The sequence below is a fragment of the Pseudoalteromonas sp. UBA6610 genome (assembly GCF_002433295.1).
Classification (GTDB): domain Bacteria; phylum Pseudomonadota; class Gammaproteobacteria; order Enterobacterales; family Alteromonadaceae; genus Pseudoalteromonas; species Pseudoalteromonas atlantica.
In genome coordinates this window covers 70,425-87,964 of the sequence record NZ_DJHW01000001.1, presented here as the reverse complement: position 1 = coordinate 87,964, position 17,540 = coordinate 70,425, and the positions used below count along the sequence as shown (strand labels likewise).

16 protein-coding genes and 2 pseudogenes are annotated in these 17,540 nt (G+C 40.0%); 15 read left to right on the top strand and 3 right to left on the bottom strand.

Annotated features, from left to right (window positions below; all coding sequences use genetic code 11):
* The first annotated feature begins 118 nt into the window (after positions 1-118).
* From B4F91_RS00410 to B4F91_RS00380, 7 genes are all read left to right on the top strand, one after another.
* Positions 119-1,300 (top strand): thiolase family protein, encoded by a 1,182-nt coding sequence (locus B4F91_RS00410; protein WP_286938282.1) that lies wholly within the window; start codon positions 119-121, stop codon positions 1,298-1,300.
* Between the two features lie 103 nt (positions 1,301-1,403).
* Entirely contained in the window at positions 1,404-2,894 is a 1,491-nt protein-coding gene (locus B4F91_RS00405; protein ID WP_286938280.1) for a CoA-acylating methylmalonate-semialdehyde dehydrogenase, read from the top strand.
* 141 nt (positions 2,895-3,035) lie between these two features.
* Positions 3,036-4,193, top strand: coding sequence for an acyl-CoA dehydrogenase family protein (locus tag B4F91_RS00400; protein ID WP_286938279.1), 1,158 nt, complete (start codon positions 3,036-3,038; stop codon positions 4,191-4,193).
* 10 nt (positions 4,194-4,203) lie between these two features.
* Entirely contained in the window at positions 4,204-4,989 is a 786-nt protein-coding gene (locus B4F91_RS00395) for an enoyl-CoA hydratase (protein ID WP_286938278.1), read from the top strand.
* On the top strand, positions 4,989-6,140 hold the full coding sequence (locus tag B4F91_RS00390; RefSeq protein WP_286938276.1) for an enoyl-CoA hydratase/isomerase family protein: 1,152 nt from the start codon (positions 4,989-4,991) through the stop codon (positions 6,138-6,140). The genes B4F91_RS00395 and B4F91_RS00390 overlap by 1 nt, the downstream gene beginning before the upstream one ends.
* 10 nt (positions 6,141-6,150) lie before the next feature.
* Positions 6,151-7,050 (top strand): 3-hydroxyisobutyrate dehydrogenase, encoded by a 900-nt coding sequence (gene mmsB / locus B4F91_RS00385; RefSeq protein ID WP_288635314.1) that lies wholly within the window; start codon positions 6,151-6,153, stop codon positions 7,048-7,050.
* Positions 7,051-7,059: 9 nt separating this feature from the next.
* Entirely contained in the window at positions 7,060-7,830 is a 771-nt protein-coding gene (locus B4F91_RS00380; RefSeq protein ID WP_286936794.1) for an SDR family oxidoreductase, read from the top strand.
* A gap of 275 nt (positions 7,831-8,105) precedes the next feature.
* On the opposite strand, the pseudogene B4F91_RS19430 reads toward B4F91_RS00380, so the two are convergent.
* Positions 8,106-8,598 (bottom strand): annotated as a pseudogene (locus tag B4F91_RS19430) (tyrosine-type recombinase/integrase).
* Positions 8,599-8,779: 181 nt separating this feature from the next.
* Complete coding sequence (locus B4F91_RS19425; RefSeq protein WP_414704594.1) at positions 8,780-9,031, bottom strand: site-specific integrase; 252 nt, start codon at positions 9,029-9,031, stop codon at positions 8,780-8,782.
* Between the two features lie 240 nt (positions 9,032-9,271).
* Here B4F91_RS19425 and B4F91_RS00370 point away from each other — a divergent pair, with 240 nt between their 5' ends.
* The 8 genes and pseudogenes from B4F91_RS00370 (at position 9,272) to B4F91_RS00335 (ending at position 16,376) form a co-directional block, all read left to right on the top strand.
* Positions 9,272-9,514 (top strand): hypothetical protein, encoded by a 243-nt coding sequence (locus B4F91_RS00370; RefSeq protein WP_286936792.1) that lies wholly within the window; start codon positions 9,272-9,274, stop codon positions 9,512-9,514.
* Between the two features lie 239 nt (positions 9,515-9,753).
* Positions 9,754-10,191, top strand: a complete 438-nt coding sequence (locus B4F91_RS00365) for a DUF695 domain-containing protein (RefSeq protein ID WP_157742999.1) — start codon at positions 9,754-9,756, stop codon at positions 10,189-10,191.
* A gap of 160 nt (positions 10,192-10,351) precedes the next feature.
* On the top strand, positions 10,352-11,653 hold the full coding sequence (locus B4F91_RS00360; protein ID WP_286936790.1) for a S41 family peptidase: 1,302 nt from the start codon (positions 10,352-10,354) through the stop codon (positions 11,651-11,653).
* Positions 11,654-11,771: 118 nt separating this feature from the next.
* Positions 11,772-12,137 carry a DUF7674 family protein gene (locus tag B4F91_RS00355; RefSeq protein WP_286936789.1) on the top strand — a complete coding sequence of 122 codons (366 nt, stop codon included), beginning with the start codon at positions 11,772-11,774 and terminating at the stop codon, positions 12,135-12,137.
* 88 nt (positions 12,138-12,225) lie between these two features.
* Positions 12,226-12,480: pseudogene (locus tag B4F91_RS00350) on the top strand (transposase); the annotation flags it as partial.
* Positions 12,481-12,982: 502 nt separating this feature from the next.
* Positions 12,983-14,872 (top strand): putative bifunctional diguanylate cyclase/phosphodiesterase, encoded by a 1,890-nt coding sequence (locus B4F91_RS00345; RefSeq protein ID WP_286936787.1) that lies wholly within the window; start codon positions 12,983-12,985, stop codon positions 14,870-14,872.
* A 50-nt stretch (positions 14,873-14,922) separates the two neighbouring features.
* The gene (locus tag B4F91_RS00340; protein ID WP_257125064.1) at positions 14,923-15,045 is read left to right on the top strand and encodes a hypothetical protein; all 123 of its coding nucleotides are present in this window, start codon (positions 14,923-14,925) and stop codon (positions 15,043-15,045) included.
* 527 nt (positions 15,046-15,572) lie between these two features.
* Positions 15,573-16,376 (top strand): Stf0 family sulfotransferase, encoded by an 804-nt coding sequence (locus B4F91_RS00335; protein ID WP_286936784.1) that lies wholly within the window; start codon positions 15,573-15,575, stop codon positions 16,374-16,376.
* A gap of 112 nt (positions 16,377-16,488) precedes the next feature.
* On the opposite strand, the gene B4F91_RS00330 is transcribed toward B4F91_RS00335, so the two are convergent.
* Entirely contained in the window at positions 16,489-17,520 is a 1,032-nt protein-coding gene (locus tag B4F91_RS00330; RefSeq protein WP_286936781.1) for a methionine synthase, read from the bottom strand.
* Between the last annotated feature and the right edge of the window lie 20 nt (positions 17,521-17,540).

Here is a 17,540-nt window from a genome sequence, read left to right as displayed (position 1 = left end):
TAGTTGACGTTAGCGTAAACGTTAGTATTGTGTAAGGGTGTTAAACAATAAATGAATACTAAATTAATAGAGCAAATATTCTAACAACTATTTGCATATAAATACAACGGAGTTAATTATGACTTTAGAATCAGTGGTAATTGTAGCAGCAAAGCGTACGCCAATGGGCGGGTTTATGGGCGCATTGACCGATGCACAATCTACCGAGCTTGGCGCAACCGCCATTGCAAGTGCGCTTGCACAAACTGGTTTAGCAAATGATGCAATAGATGAAGTAATTATGGGCTGTGTATTGCCAGCGGGCCTTGGCCAAGCGCCAGCACGCCAAGCAATGTTAAAAGCAGGCCTTGCTCTGGGCACGGGTGCTACCACCATTAATAAAGTATGTGGCTCTGGTTTAAAAGCCGCCATGCTCGGACACGATTTAATTAAAGCGGGCTCAATTAGCAGTGCAATTGCTGGCGGCATGGAAAGCATGAGTAACGCACCGTATTTTATACCTAAAGCACGTGGCGGTATGCGTATGGGCCACGGCGAAATTAAAGATCATATGATGAGCGATGGCCTAGAAGATGCTTACGATAACAAAGCAATGGGCTGTTTTGCACAAGATACTGCCGATGAGTACGGCATTGGCCGTGAGCAAATGGATGAGTTTGCACTTAGCTCGTTAAGTAAAGCCAATGGGGCAATTGAAAACGGCAGCTTTGAAAACGAAATTGCGCCGCACACCATAAAAACCCGCAAGGGCGATGTAACCGTATCGGTTGATGAGCAACCCGGTAATGCCCGCCCAGAAAAAATACCAAGCCTGCGTGCTGCCTTTAAAAAAGACGGCACCATCACTGCGGCTAATTCATCGTCAATTTCTGATGGTGGCGCAGCGCTTATATTAATGAGCGAATCAAAAGCTAAAGAGCAAGGCTTAACACCGCTTTGTAAAATTGTAGCGCACAGCACGCACTCTCAAAAACCAAGTGAATTTACAGTAGCACCTGTGGGCGCAATGAACAGTGTGCTTGAAAAAGCAGGCTGGACAACTGCTGATGTAGATCTTTGGGAAATTAATGAAGCCTTTGCCATGGTTACCATGCTTGCTATTAACGAATTAAAACTTGATGAAAGCAAAGTAAACGTAAACGGTGGGGCGTGTGCTCTTGGCCACCCAATTGGTGCCAGCGGCGCGAGAATTTTAGTCACGCTTATTCACGCGCTTAAAAACCGTGGCCTTAAAAAAGGAATTGCGTCTTTATGTATTGGCGGCGGCGAAGCTGTAGCCATGGCTGTAGAGGCTTACTAACAAAACAGTTAATTAACTAACAGCAACTAAAATGCACCGTACTCATACTAATAACAAAACGGTGCCATTTTTTAAAAGAACACACTAACAACAGGATTTACCCATGCACCAAGTTCCACTACTTATAAATGGCGAATTTGTTCAGTCGGCTTCAAACGAGCTTATTGATGTAATTAACCCAGCAAACCAAGAAGTACTTGCGCAAGTTCCATGCACTACCGACTCAGAAATGGATGCAGCGATTGCCTCGGCCTCAGAAACATTTAAAACATGGAAAGATGTGCCCATTACCGAGCGTGCCCGCATTATGATGAAATACGCGGCGCTGTTAAAAGAGCACCACGATGAGCTTGCAACCATTATTTGCCACGAACTAGGTAAAACGTTTGAAGATGCAAAAGGCGATGTATGGCGCGGTATTGAAGTAGTAGAACAAGCAGCTAACGCACCGTCATTAATGATGGGCGAAACAATGGAAAACGTTGCCCGTAAAATCGATACCTATTCTTACATGCAGCCCCTTGGCGTATGTGCAGGCATTACGCCGTTTAACTTTCCGGCGATGATCCCACTTTGGATGTTTCCGCTAGCTATAGTATGTGGTAACACCTTTATTTTAAAACCCTCTGAGCAAGACCCACTCACACCAATGCGTTTAGCTGAGCTATTTATTGAAGCCGGCGCACCAAAAGGCGTATTACAAGTGGTTCATGGTACAAAACCGCAAGTAGACCGCTTATTAGAAGACAAAGCCGTACGTGCAATTTCGTTTGTGGGCTCGTGTGGTGTAGGTGCATACATTTATTCTAAAGGCACACAAAACCTTAAGCGCGTACAAGCGTGTGTGGGTGCTAAGAATCACATGGTTATTATGCCAGATGCGAGTAAATCACACGTGGTAAATAACCTAGTTGGCGCATCGGTTGGTGCAGCAGGCCAGCGTTGTATGGGTATTTCGGTGGCTGTGTTTGTAGGGCAAGCAAGTGAGTGGGTAGATGAAATAAAAGCTGGCTTTGAAAACGTACGCCCAGGCGTGTGGGATGACAAAAACGCAGCCTACGGCCCACAAACATCAAAAGCAGCAAAAGAGCGTATTTTATCGCTTATAGCAAGCGGTAAGGAGCAAGGCGCCACCTGTTTAATTGATGGTTCAAACTACACAGTAGAGGGCTTTGATCAAGGTAACTGGGTTGGCCCAACACTATTTACCGATGTGACAAAAGAAATGGACTTATACAAAGAAGAAATCTTTGGCCCTGTGCTTGCCTGTATGTTTGTAGATACGCTTGATGAGGCAATTGCTCTTATTAACGAAAGCCCGTACGGCAACGGTACCTCGTTATTTACCTCAAGTGGTTCTGCGGCTCGTAAATTTCAACATGAAATTGAAGTAGGCCAAGTGGGTATTAATGTGCCTATTCCGGTGCCGCTGCCGTTTTTCTCGTTTACGGGTTGGAAAGGCTCGTTTTACGGCGATACGCACACCTATGGTAAGCAAGGTATACGTTTTTACACAGAAACTAAAACCATTACTTCACGTTGGTTTGAAGACGACATCGCTTCAGGTCCAAACATGAGCATTAATTTAAAATAAACACACTCAAAAATAATAATAAAGAAGGGCGCAAAGGCTAAATCTGCTGACAAGCAACTAGAACACACACATCAGCCTTTACCGCTCTTCACTCATTTACCCTAATGGGACACACTAACAACACAATTAAAGAGGTCTACCATGGACTTTAACTTATCAGAAGATCAACAAGCCTTTGCTGAAACTGCACGCCAATTTGCAGAGTCAGAACTTGCTCCACATGCAGCAAAGTGGGATCGCGAGCATATTTTTCCTAAAGATACGATTAAAGCGGCGGGCGAGCTTGGCTTTTGCGGTTTATATACGCCAGAGGAAGCCGGCGGCCTTGGGTTATCACGCTTAGATTCAAGCATCATATTTGAGCAGCTTGCGATGGGCTGTACAGCTACAACGGCCATGCTAACTATTCATAATATGGCTACGTGGATGGTAGCAAGTTTTGGTACAGATGCAGTTAAAGACAAATACGTAGAACAACTAGTAATGGGCGAGCTACTTGCCTCTTATTGTTTAACAGAGCCAGGGGCGGGCTCAGATGCAGCTTCACTAAAAACAAAAGCTGTGCTTGAAGGTGATGAGTACGTTATTAACGGCTCAAAAATGTTTATATCGGGTGCGGGTGAAACTGAAGTTTTAGTGGTTATGGCACGTACCGGTGGCGAAGGCGCTGCGGGTATTTCGGCATTTGTAGTTCCTGCCGACGCACAAGGTGTTGAGTACGGTAAAGCAGAAGAAAAAATGGGTTGGAATGCACAACCAACACGCTTAATTAGTTTTGAAGATGTACGTATTCCGGCGCATAACTTATTAGGTAAAGAGGGCGAAGGCTTTAAATTTGCCATGCAAGGCTTAGATGGCGGGCGTATTAATATTGCCACTTGCTCTATTGGTACTGCACAAGCTGCGCTAAACACGGCAAAAGAGTACTTAAAAGAGCGCACTCAATTTGGTAAGCCCTTGGCTGCGTTTCAGGCTTTGCAATTTAAAATTGCCGATATGAACACTGAGCTTGTAGCTGCGCGCCAAATGGTAAGGCTTGCGGCATTTAAACTTGATACCGGCGATAGTGAAAAAACCACCTATTGCGCCATGGCTAAACGCTTTGCCACCGATGTTGGCTTTAACGTGTGTAACGAGGCACTGCAAGTACATGGTGGTTACGGTTACATAAAAGAATACCCGCTCGAGCGCCATGTACGTGATGTACGCGTTCATCAAATTTTAGAAGGCACTAACGAAATTATGCGTGTAATTATAGCGCGCCGTATTTTAGCCGAGTCTGCAAGCGACGTTTTATAAGGAGCAAGTTATGTCACAATCTAACCCGAGTATTGAACTGACTACCGAAGGCCATGTTGCTATTTTAACTATGTGTAACCCACCAGCTAATACCTGGACAAAAGACACCTTAATTGATTTAAAAAACAAAATTAACGAGCTTAATAGCAACAAAAACATTTATGCCTTAGTGCTTACTGGCGAAGGCGAGAAGTTTTTTAGCGCCGGTGCCGATTTAAACGTATTTGCCAGTGGCGATAAAGGCATTGCCGCTGATATGTCGCGTGTATTTGGTGAAGCCTTTGAAGCACTGACTAACTTTACAGGGGTGTCGGTTGCGGCCATTAACGGTTATGCCATGGGCGGCGGGTTAGAAGTAGCGCTTGCGTGTGATATTCGTATAGCAGAAGAGCAGGCACAAATGGCACTGCCAGAGGCAAAAGTGGGTTTATTACCGTGCGCGGGTGGCACGCAAAATTTAGCATGGCTTGTTGGCGAAGGCTGGGCAAAACGCATGATTTTATGTGGCGAGCGCTTAAAAGCCGATAAAGCCTTACAAATTGGCTTAGTAGAAGAAGTAGTCCCACAAGGGGAAAGCTTTGCAGCGGCATTAAAACTTGCCAATCAAGTAAGCGAACAAAGCCCAAGCTCGGTAGCTGCATGTAAAACGCTTATACAAAAAGGGCGCCATCAACCTATGGCAAGCGTATTGCCTCTTGAGCGTGAATTGTTTGTTGGGCTGTTTGATACACAAGATCAACAAGAGGGCGTTAATGCCTTTTTAGAAAAACGCCGCGCTAATTGGGTAAATGGCTAATGATTAATTTAACGTTATTAAATAATGCCGACGACCCCGTGCTATTTGAAACGGCAAGTGCAGCAAATGGCAGCTTAATTGGGCTTATTACACTCAACGTACCTAAAGCATTAAACGCCCTTAATTTTGACATGATCAAATTACTCGAGCCGCAATTGCGCGCTTGGCAAAGCGATGATGCAATCGCAATGGTTATTTTAAAAGGTGCTGGCGATAAAGCATTTTGCGCTGGTGGCGATGTAGTTAGCCTTCATCATGCAATGGCGCAAGGAAAACCAACAAGCTTAGTGGAAGACTTTTTTACCCTTGAGTACAAACTTGATTACCTTATTCATACCTTTGATAAACCAATCCTTGTTTGGGGTAATGGCATTGTTATGGGGGGCGGTTTAGGCCTAATGGCCGGTGCTAGCCACCGCGTAGTAACCGAAACATCGCGCATTGCTATGCCAGAGCAAACCATAGGCTTATACCCAGATGTAGGCGGTAGTTACTTTTTACATAAAATGCCACAAAGCGTCGGGCTATTTTTAGGGCTAACATCGGCCTCTATTAATTGTGAAGATGCACGCTTTGTATCGCTTGCCGATCACTTTATCGACAGCACTAAATATGATTCCATGCTAGCGCAAATTTTAGCGGCTAAGTGGGGCAAAACCGCAAGCTTAAATCATGAGCGTTTGACTAAATTATTAACCGATTTAGATAACCAATCTGCGCGTATGCCCAAAGGCAATATTAAAGCTAACTTAGCAACCATTCAAAAATTAGCTGAATTTAATACGCTACAAGAACAAGTTGATTATATTTTAGGCCTAGCTACTGACGATAAATGGCTGCAACGCGCCCAAAAATCACTTAAACATGGTTGCCCACTAAGTTGCGCGCTTGTAAGTGAGCAGCTAAAAGCCAGTAAAGGCAAAAGCTTACTAGCGTGTTTTAAAATGGAGCTGGGTATGTCGGTACGCGCTGGCGAAGTAGGTGAATTTCAAGAAGGCGTAAGAGCACTATTAATAGATAAAGACGGCGCTCCTAATTGGCAATACAAAACACTGAGTCATGTACCACAACCCATAATAGAGAGCTTTTTTGCTAACCGCTTTAGCGAAAACCACCCTCTCAATGGCTTAGACACCCCAACACACACATAAAGGAAAGACGATGACTAAACTAAATATTGGTTTTATCGGCTTAGGTAATATGGGCGGCCCTATGGCGGCTAACTTAATTAAAGCCGGCCATAATGTTACAGCATTTGATTTAAACCAGTCGGTCTTAAATGAACTCGCAAGTAAAGGCGCACACGCAGCTGAAAATGCAAAAGCATGTGCAACCAATGCCGATATACTTATTAGTATGTTACCTGCGGGCAAACATGTTAAATCACTTTATTTAGGCAATAACGATGATAGCGGCTTAATTAATGTGCTTAGCAAAAACACCTTAGTGATAGATTGCTCAACAATAGATGCAGAGTCGGCCCGTGTGGTTGGCAGCGCACTTGGCGACCAGGGTATTAGCTTTGTAGATGCACCGGTATCGGGTGGTGTTGCTGGAGCAACCGCAGGCACGCTTACGTTTATTGTAGGTGGTAGTAAAGCCGCGTTTAATACCGCACAACCTGTGCTTAATGATATGGGTAAAAACATATTTCATGCAGGCGATATTGGCGCAGGACAAGTTGCAAAAATATGCAACAACATGCTGTTAAGTATTTTAATGGCAGGCACGAGCGAAGCCCTGCAAATGGGTATTAATAATGGGCTAGATGCAAAAGTACTCAGCGACATTATGACTGCAAGCTCTGGCCGTAACTGGACGCTTGAACTATACAACCCATGCCCAGGCGTAATGGATACCGCTCCGGCTAACAACGATTACAAACCGGGCTTTATGGTTGATTTAATGGCTAAAGATTTAGGGCTTGCTATGGAAGCCGCGCAGCAAAGTAATTCTTCAACCCCAATGGGTTCAATGGCTAAAAATTTATACACTATGCTACAGCACCAAGGTGCTGGCAGTGATGATTTTAGCGCCATTTTTAAACTGTTTTCTAAGTAGGAGCAAGGCGTGGAAATTAAAAATAACACGGTAGTAATAACCGGTGGCGCACAAGGCTTAGGCTTTGCAATGGCGCAAAAATTTGCCCTTATGGGCGCTAACATCGCACTTATAGATATGGCGCAAGAGTTATTAAACACAGCGTGCGAGAAACTAACACAGCTGGAAGGTGTATCTGGCACTATTAAAGGCTACGCCGCAAACGTAACTGTTGAGAGCGAAGTAGAAAACGTATTTAATACCATTAATAGCGATTTTGGCCACATTGATGTGCTTATAAACAACGCCGGTATTTTACGCGACGGCATGTTTATAAAAGCTAAAGACGGCAAAGTGGTTAAAAAAATGTCCCTTGAGCAATTTCAATCAGTGATTGATGTAAATCTCACGGGCGTGTTTTTAGCAGGGCGTGAAGCTGCAAGCCACATGATTGAATCAGGCAAAGGCGGCGTAATAGTGAATATGTCGAGCGTAGCGCGCGCAGGTAACATAGGCCAAACAAACTACGCGGCATCAAAAGCAGGCGTAGTGGCACTTACCACCACATGGGCTAAAGAACTAGGTCGATTTGGTATACGTGTAGGCGCTATTGCTCCAGGTGTAATAAGCACCGCCATGACCGACGCCATGAAACCCGAAGCCAAACAGCGTATGCTTGCAGTAACACCAGTAGGGCGCTTAGGCGAAAGCGACGAAATTGCCCATACCGCACAATACATAATCGAAAACGACTTTTTTACAGGTCGCGTGGTAGAAATAGACGGCGGGATTCGTTTGTAAATTAAGTTTTTACGCTTGAATTTAAAAAGCATGGCCCTTGTAGGCTGTGCTTTTTTGTTTTAAATCGGGGAGATTGATAATCTTGAAAAAGGGCTCATAACCCCGTTGGCACTTTGTTGTACTACATGAGTAGGATACCCGCTGTATTAAAACGTTGATCATTTTAGCGCTCTAAATAACTCATTAACTGCGTTAAAAACTTCTCTTGTAGATAAACTATATAACTAAGTTTTTGCCTTGTTACTGAGCTATTTATCTGCCGCTATAATTGCTCACTAATTCAATACAGCGGGTATTATTTGAGTTGTACGCACATCGTTGTGACCTAGTTGTGTTTGTACTGAGCGTATATCGGCGCCATTTTGCAGTAGATGAGTAGCAAAAGAGTGCCTCAATGTATGAGGTGTTATTATTTTGTTAACCCTGATTTTTGACGGCTTTTTTAACCACTTTTCGAATACAAGAGTGATGAAAATGATGTCGCCTTATTTCACCACTTTGAGAGTCTGAACTTAATATATGAGAAGGAAATAAATACTGACATGCTAGTGTTTTTGCGGCTGAAGGATATTTTTTTGTTAAGGCATATGGCATCCACGCGCCGGCATATTTAGTGTTATTTAAATCAAGCTTTAGGTAGTCATCAACGTTCAAAGTTTGAGTTTTCAGCATAGGGAACAGCTCTGTAGCGAGCGTTACAATACGATGTTTATTTCCTTTGCCATTCCATACTTGAATACATTTATAATCAAAATCAATATCTTTCACCCTTAATTGCACCGCTTCAATTACTCAAACCACTTCCATACATAAGGGCTGCGATTAAATAATAGCGCTTATTTAATCGCAGCCATCAACATTTTAACTTCCTCTGGGGTTATCACGACAGGGAGCTTTGCTTGTTTTTTACTACGGGCAAAGTTTGAATATAATGAAAGTTCTTTATTTATTATATGTTTGTATAAAAATGACAATGAATTGAGTCAGTGGCTTGCGTACGTGGTGCAACGTTTTGCTTTAACACTAAATGCTCTAAGTAGCGCTCGACTTCATTGTCTCCCATTGAGGCGGGGTGGTGTTTATTATGAAAATGGATATAAGATGCAATCCATCTTAGGTACGTATCTACGGTGCGAAATGAATACTGACGTACCAGCATATAATCGGCTATATAATTTAAAAATGGAGAACGTGTTTTCATATTATCACCAATAATAGCACTGTATTTACACACAGTGTAGTTGTGCTACTCCAATATTCAAGAAAATGAGCGACGAGCGCATTTTGTCTTTTATTGAGAGTTTGAGTGCTAGTAAAAAATTATATATAGCAATGTGTTAAGTTATTTGGTGAAAATGATTTATAAAATACATGAGCGTATCGTTGGCATAAATATGCGCGATGAGCGCACTATTAAATTGTTATGTGCAAGGAGAAAATTTTGGATTCTATGGATGGAATTGATCTTCAAGATTCTTTCGTATTGGGATGGGAAGTTTCAGAAAATCAGTTTTCCATACAACTTGAAGCAAGTATTTGGCCTTCATCAGTTCATTATGTTGAACCCAAACCAAATGAATACACTTGTTACAAGAAAGCCGTTTTAACCTTTTCTAACTTTTCATCAATATCTTGTGTTAATGGGCAATCGGCAATCGGCAATCGAACCGACAACCGACATTGACGGTTCGATTGACTATGGCTACATAGATAGCTTCATTATAACAGAGTCAGGTTTTTTCATCTCGGCATGCTTTGGTAATGTCAGTATTAGTAATGGCAAGGTTGTTTTGAATGTTTACACATAACAAAAAAATTAAGTCACTCACTTCGTTTGCTGGGACGCTACACGTGGGCTGCTTCGCATTATAGCCCACATGTCTGCGCCCCTTATTTAAAAGCTAGTTGATAAAAGGAATGAATATGGATATTGAATCTGCCGACATTGCGTCTTGGAATATTGCAGATAAAAAAGTTAATGGAACGGTTGGGTTAATTCGATACCGTCCTGACCTTCACTTTTTATTAGGTCATACGAATTACCCTAAAAAGCTCACAATTTTTTGGGATTTTGAACAGTCTAATTCGAGTGGTTTACCATCCGACGCTCAGATTGAAGAAATGCGGCAATTTGAAGACGCAATAGTACCAGTTCTTGATGACGATAGACTCGCCATATTTGTTTTTACTTACACTTTTAATGGTACTAGAGAGTGGCATTTTTATACTAATGATATCAGCTCAGTAGGTGAAAGAATTAACTCGGCTTTGTCCAAGTTTGCGAAATTTCCTATAGAAATGCAGGTAGAAACTGATGAAAGATGGTCAAAATTAAGAGAAGTTTTTGAGCTATGTAGTTGATATCGCAACTAACACTTTACATAAACCGGATTTTGGCAAGAGCGGCCAAAACCGATTATGTAAAGTGTTAGCAATTTAATTTAGCATGTGCAAATTTTTTTAACCCCTTTTGGAGTGTTCGGACGTTATTAAAAAATAATAATAAAATTTCAGGAAGAATATGAATAATAAAATACTAAAATCCCTCGCCATTGGCTCATTAGTTTTATGTAATTCAGTTGCTGCGGCAGATTGTCGTGATGTGTCAGAAATTATTGCTAAGCAGCTTGAAGATAACTACGTAATTCAAAATACGGCAACAAAGCTATCTAAGTTAATGCGCTCCAAGCTATTTCTCTCTGATTGCAGTCGCCTAGAATCAGCTGAAGATATAGCTGATTTTATGACTTTAGAATTAAACAAAATTGCTAATGATAAACACCTCTCTGTCGTTTATGACCCACAATGGGTAAATGAACTGAAAACATACCGTTCATCAGCACAAACTAAAGCGTTTTCGGATAGTCGAGCCATGGAGACTCCGACAGATAACTATGGTTTTAAAAAAGTTGAAATGCTTGATGGAAACATTGGTTACCTCGATATAAGAATGTTCTCTGACAGTCATTTAGGTGGTGAGACGCTTGAAAATGGGATGAAATTTTTACAGTATGCCGATGGTATCATTATTGATTTAAGGAACAATTTTGGTGGTAGCCCATTTATGGTAACTTCCTTAGCAAGTTACTTTTTTGACTTAGATACCGTCCACTTATCAACCTTTGAACAACGTGAAAACGGTGTGTTAACTCAAACGCAAGATTGGACGTCTCCATATGTTCCGGGTCCTAGGTTTAAAGATACTCCGCTTTATATTCTCACCAGCAGAAATTCTGCATCCGCTGCAGAAGGCTTTAGCTATGCTATGCAAAGTTTGACTAGAGCAACCATTGTTGGAGAGGTAACTGCTGGTGCCGCTCATGGTAGAAGTGCAGAAATAGTCAATAACGATTATATTCTCACTTTACCATCTACACGACCTGTTGACCCTCGAACAAAAGATAATTGGGAAAGAAAAGGTGTAAAACCAAATATAGAAACGAACAGCGACAATGCACTTAATGTAGCTTATGCTGAGGTGCTTAATTCCTTAATCAAAAGTAATAGTAGCAACCTTAGTTTGCATCAATGGGTCTATCCATTGGTTAAAGCAAAATCCAGCCCGTACCAGCCAAGTCAGAGTGATTTCAATCAAATTATAGGTACGTATGGTAAGCGCAAAGTTTTTCAAGAAAATGGCAAACTTTTTTATCAATATTTAGATGATCCAGCTTTTGAAATAGAGCTACTTGATAAAGAAACTATTATTTTTAAAGCGTTTACTGAAGCACGGTTGCAAGCTATATATAAAGATAAAGAAGCCGTAGCATTGAAAATGCTCTCTTTTGGCGAGGATGCAAAAGAGTTTCAGAGAACGATGTAAAAATTGCTAAAAAGTTGCTTAAATGGACAAAAACAGCTGGCTTTTGCTCGTTCCTCGCTAATTTTAGCCAGCTATTTTATTGCCGCTTAGCAAAGCGTTAGGTGCTTCTGGAAAATCAATGGCTAAATCAGAAATAAGACAGTTCTTAAAAGAGATCCGCACTAAATTTCCTAATGTTGGTCCTCTTATGGAAAAACATGAGAGTTGGGCACTCACATTTCTAATGGAAGAGTTCGCAAATTTGACAACTATTTTGTTAAACCAAGGCGATTTAGAAGAAGCACTAGAACAGTTGCAGTACATGAGCGAGAAATTAGATACTGCAACCAAGGCGGAATTCGAGTACATAGATGTATATTATACAGAGCACTTATTCTGGAAAGGAACCAAAGAAGGTATTAAACGTGGCTGGCCTCTCGTGCCAGATAATCTCAAAAAATTGTACTTGGACTTTCATGGTAAACCACCTAGGGTTGTGGTTTAAAAATGCACGCACCTAGGAATTATTAACGTGACACCCATATTAAATTTTGCACTTCACGCAATTAGATAGTAGCTTTTATTTAGTATAAAAAACAAGTCTAGAGCTCGTTGAGCTAACAGGGCTAATAATGCGAGAGGATAAACGCGGGCACATTGATAATATAACCCTTCCTTTGCTAGTAAGCCTTAATATATCACCAGAAAACTGGTTCAAGCTTGCAACCCAATTTACACGCGTATTTCATGGTGCATTAGGCAGACCCGCTTCTCAAGCACGTTACTGTGAAAATTTGAAGCGCAAACGGCGTTCAAATATTAGCAACTGCGAAAAGCTACTCGCATAAATCAAAACCACTAAGTAAAAGTTAAAACTGCAATCCTGCAGTTATTTTCATGTATGAAATTTAGATCTAAGAATGCTAATGACTTATTTATTAGATGAAATGAAAAGTGACCCAGAAATAAAAGATAAGTTCTTAATCTGATTGGTAAATTTGTTGGTACATTTTATTTGTAAATAAAACTGGGTTTCAAGTTTGGTTTCTATTAAGCGTTATTACTTAGTTGGTCAGCTTTAAAGGTTATATACTTGAAATATAAATACGAGAGAAAGGCAGAGTCTTTATTATTTAGCCAAAGTGAGCTTTATTTATAACCATTATCAGCAAAATTAAGTCACTAATGTAAATTATTCCATAATTAACAACGTTAAAAAACAATAACTTATTTGACAGAGTAGCTATCTCGTTTATTCTTTTAACATTTAGTAATAAGTTTTTTTTATTATCACAGCTACAGATGTCGTGAAGTGATTTTAGTAAGTGCTTTAAGGAAAAATTGATTCACATGTCTTCTACACCAGAAAATATAATTGGCCAGCAAGAAATGCTGGCGGTGCGCCAACGCAGGCGCTATACACTTTGCCATGTTTTGACCTTTTTAGGTGTGCTTTTTCTTACTGCATTTGGAGGTTTGAGCTTAGTTAGTGGTTCGCATGTTTTAGGTACCATATTATTAATTAATGCACTTGTGGGGTTAATCAATCTTTATCTTTTAAAGCGAAGTGGTAATGTTGAGCGAGCGGCAAAAATTCTTAGCGGTATTTTGTTTGTTTTATCGATGAGCTTATTAATCACTGGCGGTGAGAACAATACCGGAATGCTGTGGATTTATCCTATTGTTGCTATAAATCTTTTTATAAACCGCTTTTGGCCTGCTGTTTTTGTATTTAGTATTTTTAGTATTGCAAGTGCTTTGCTTTTATTTACGCCATTAAGTGCTTTATTAATGACTAGTTACTCACTCACCGAATCCGTTCGCTTCATGCTTACAATGCTGGCTTTAAATTCTATTTGTTTAGCTGCTTTACGTTCAGAAGAGCAAGCCTACGAAACTATTATGCAACTGCATGCAGATGATATTCGCCAAATGGCTTATTACGATAAGCTTACGGGGTTACCTAATCGATGGAGCTTTAAAACTAACCTTGAGCGTATGCTAAACCGTGCTGAGCGAGATAAACAGCGCATTGGTTTGCTTTATATAGATTTGGATAACTTTAAGCAGGTTAATGATCAGCATGGCCATGAAGCTGGGGACAGAGTTTTACTTAAATTTAGTGAGCGGCTTTTAGATGTTATACGCCCAAATGATCAACTATATAAGCCACAAACAGAAAGTTTAGCAAGGCTTGCTGGCGATGAGTTTGTTGTACTGTTACCTAATATTAAAGACCCCCTTGATGCAAGTACTGTGGCCGCAAGAATTTTAAATATTTTTAAAGGGGGATTTAGTGTTGATGATGTAGATCACATGATATACGCAAGTATTGGTATTGCTGTTTACCCCGATGATTCTGCTGACTCCAAAAATTTACTCCATCATGCTGATGCAGCAATGTATGACGCTAAAAATAATGGACGTAATTGCTTTAAATTTTTTACCCAAGACATTGCTGACAAGCTTCGTGAACGCCAACTCATTGAAAAAGGGCTTAGACTTGCTTTAAATGAAGCGCATTTTAGTTTAGTTTATATGCCTATTTTTGCTTGTAAAGATAGCTCTATTGTAGCCGTTGAAGTGCTGCTTAGGTGTCACAGCCCCGCATTGAAAGGTTATGGGCCTGATCAATTCATCCCTGTGGCTGAGGCAACAGGCCTTATAAAAGATATTGATTTATGGGTTATAGACAACGCTTTAGAAGCACAAGGCGTTTTACAAAAAGAACACAGTTTTAGTGGCAAAATTTGTATTAATATTTCGGGTGTTGAGCTACACAACGAGCTATTTTCTGAACAGGTAAAAAATTTATTAGAACATCACCAAATTAAACCTAACTGTGTTGAGCTAGAAGTTACAGAGACGGCATTTGTTGCTGGTGATGTTACCTGCCTAAAAACGCTCAATACGCTAAATGAACTTGGCGTATCCTTAGCATTAGATGATTTTGGTACAGGTTACACGGCATTTAATCAATTAATACATTACCCAGCTCATTGCTTAAAAATAGATCGCTCATTTGTAAATGATCTTTTTTCAGAGCGCGAGGCACGTAACAAAATGGTGATGATCATCCAAAGTTTGGCCAAGCTTTACGATCTTAGAGTGATTGCTGAAGGTGTTGAAACCGAAGCACAAATGACTTACCTCAAAGAACTTGGTTGTGATTGGGCACAAGGCTACTATTTATCGCGGCCATTACCGTGGGATGACTTTTGCGCGTTACTTAAATCCTAAAATAATTAACTTAACCAGCGCACTTATTTTTAAAATAAGTGCGCTGGTTTATGCGTGAATTATCCGAAACCATTAATGAAGACATTGGTCGCAGAGCTTGTAAAGAAGATAACTGCACAGGTCGATTCTTTCATGGTGCATTAGGCAATCTCACTTCACAAGTAAGTGACTGAGAAAATTTAAAGCGCAAACGGCTTTCAAATATTAGCAACTGCGAAAACTACTCGCATAAATTAAAAACCATTCAGTAAATGTTAAAACTGCAATCTTGCAGTTTTTTTTATGCGTGTAATTCAGGTTTGGGAATGCTAAACAAGTGACTCATGGTTTATTAGCTCGCCTTTTTTTAGTCAGTACAAAACAGTTATCGATTTTGCTATTTGTACCCTTAACTTATAAGGCTCTAGAGGTTTTTAGAAAATTGGATTGTTATTTAAAATTCTCTGTTTATTTAAAATACGGATCTAATATATTTTCAATACGATAGGATTTATCGTTTTTTTAACAAAATTATACAATGTAGATTATTCTGAAGAATAATACGTGTGTACAATATTTAAACTTTTTAATCCCTTTATTATCAATCTATTGCACTATATATGTTACTTAATGAAAATATACAATATTTACAAGCCTATTCTATAGGTGTAATATTTTTAATGATTTATTATTATTTTCACTAAACAACAAGGATCTGTTTATGCACTTATATGAGGAACAGTTTTTAGAAGAGCATGATTACCCACGAGTTTCTAAACCTACAAAAGTGCTTATTATCGCATCAACTGAACGTTGTGGTAGTCATATGCTTGGTCATGCTTTACATAATACGCATGCGTTCGGTTTTCCCCTAGAATATTCCAATCCTGCTAATTTAAAAAAATGGAAAGAAAAATTTAAAACCGATGATTTTTATGAGGTTTTAGATGAGATACAAAAACGCAGAACATCACCCAATGGGGTATTTGGAATAAAGTTACATTATCAGCACATTGAAGAATTTGGTGGATTTGAACAATTAGTTAATTATTTTCCTGATGCTTATTATGTTTTGTTATCAAGAGAAAATGTGCTTAATCAAGCTGTGTCTTTATCAATAGCAAGCCAAACTGGGGTATGGATTGCGGGGCAAGAGCCTGTAAACGAAAACCCTGAATATGATTACTTGAGTATTGATAAAAGTCTTAAAAGTATTATTAAAAATAACTCGTCTTGGCGATATTCTCTCGCGGCGAGTGACTGTAATTATATGGAAATGAATTTTGATAATGTCAAAAATAATTTGGATAAGACTATTTCTGATATCGCTAAATTTATGGGGGTTTCCGTAAATGTTGAAGATATTCCTACTGAACAAGTTACGAGTAAACAAAGTAATAAGCTAAACAAAGAATGGGAAGAACGTTTTTGCTCAGAGTTTAACTTATCAAGTAAATTAATTTCTGAACAAAAACCTGAACTTATAAAAAAGATTAAGAAAAAGGTTAAGAAAGTGTTGTCTTAATTTGTATATTTATAGGTTAAGCGATTTTTTTCTCGATTTTTTATATTTAATGGCCCATTAGTAAAAATATACTAAAGGGCCAATTTAATGATAGTCACTTTAAGATAAAGCTTTACTGCGCTAATAGCTCTTTTCTTACTATTTCAGCACCTTTACTCAATGCATTAAGCTTAGCGTTCGCAACTTCGCGCGAAAGCGGGGCCATGCCGCAGTTTGTGCAGGGGTAGAGTTTGTCGGCATCTACAAACTGTAGGGCTTTGCGTAAAGTAGTAGCTACTTCTTCGGGTGTTTCTATTTCATTGGTGGCTACATCAATAGCGCCTACCATTACTTTTTTACCTCTGATCAGTTCAAGTAAGTTCATAGGTACGTGTGAGTTGTGACACTCAAGTGAGATAATATCAATATTTGATTGCTGTAATTTAGGAAAAGCTTCTTCGTACTGACGCCATTCATTGCCAAGTGTTTTTTTCCAATCGGTGTTGGCTTTAATGCCGTAGCCATAACAAATATGCACAGCAGTTTCGCATTTTAACCCTTCAATTGCGCGCTCTAAACAGGCAATGCCCCAATCGTTTACTTCATCAAAAAATACATTAAACGCGGGCTCATCAAATTGGATAATATCAACGCCTGCGGCTTCTAGTTCTTTGGCCTCTTGGTTGAGTATTTTGGCAAATTCCCAGGCTAGTTTTTCGCGGCTTTTGTAGTGGTCGTCATAAAGTGTATCTATCATGGTCATTGGGCCGGGTAGTGCCCACTTTATAGGTTGGTTAGTTTGCGAGCGCAAAAACTTAGCGTCTTCTACAAACACAGGTTTTTGGCGGCTAACAGGGCCCACTACGCTTGGTACACTTGCATCGTAACGGTCGCGTATTTTTACCGTTTTTCGTTTTTCAAAATCAACACCGTTTAGATGCTCTATAAATGTAGTTACAAAATGTTGGCGTGTTTGCTCGCCATCGCTCACTATGTCAATACCAGCGAGTTGTTGTGAGTGAAGTGCAATGCGCAGTGCGTCGTTTTTGCCTTCAATGAGTTCGTTGTTTTGAAGCTTCCACGGCGACCAAAGGGTTTCTGGCTCTGCAAGCCATAAGGGCTTTGGTAAACTGCCTGCTGTAGATGTAGGTAATAATGTTTTCATAATAAGAGTGACCCTTTATT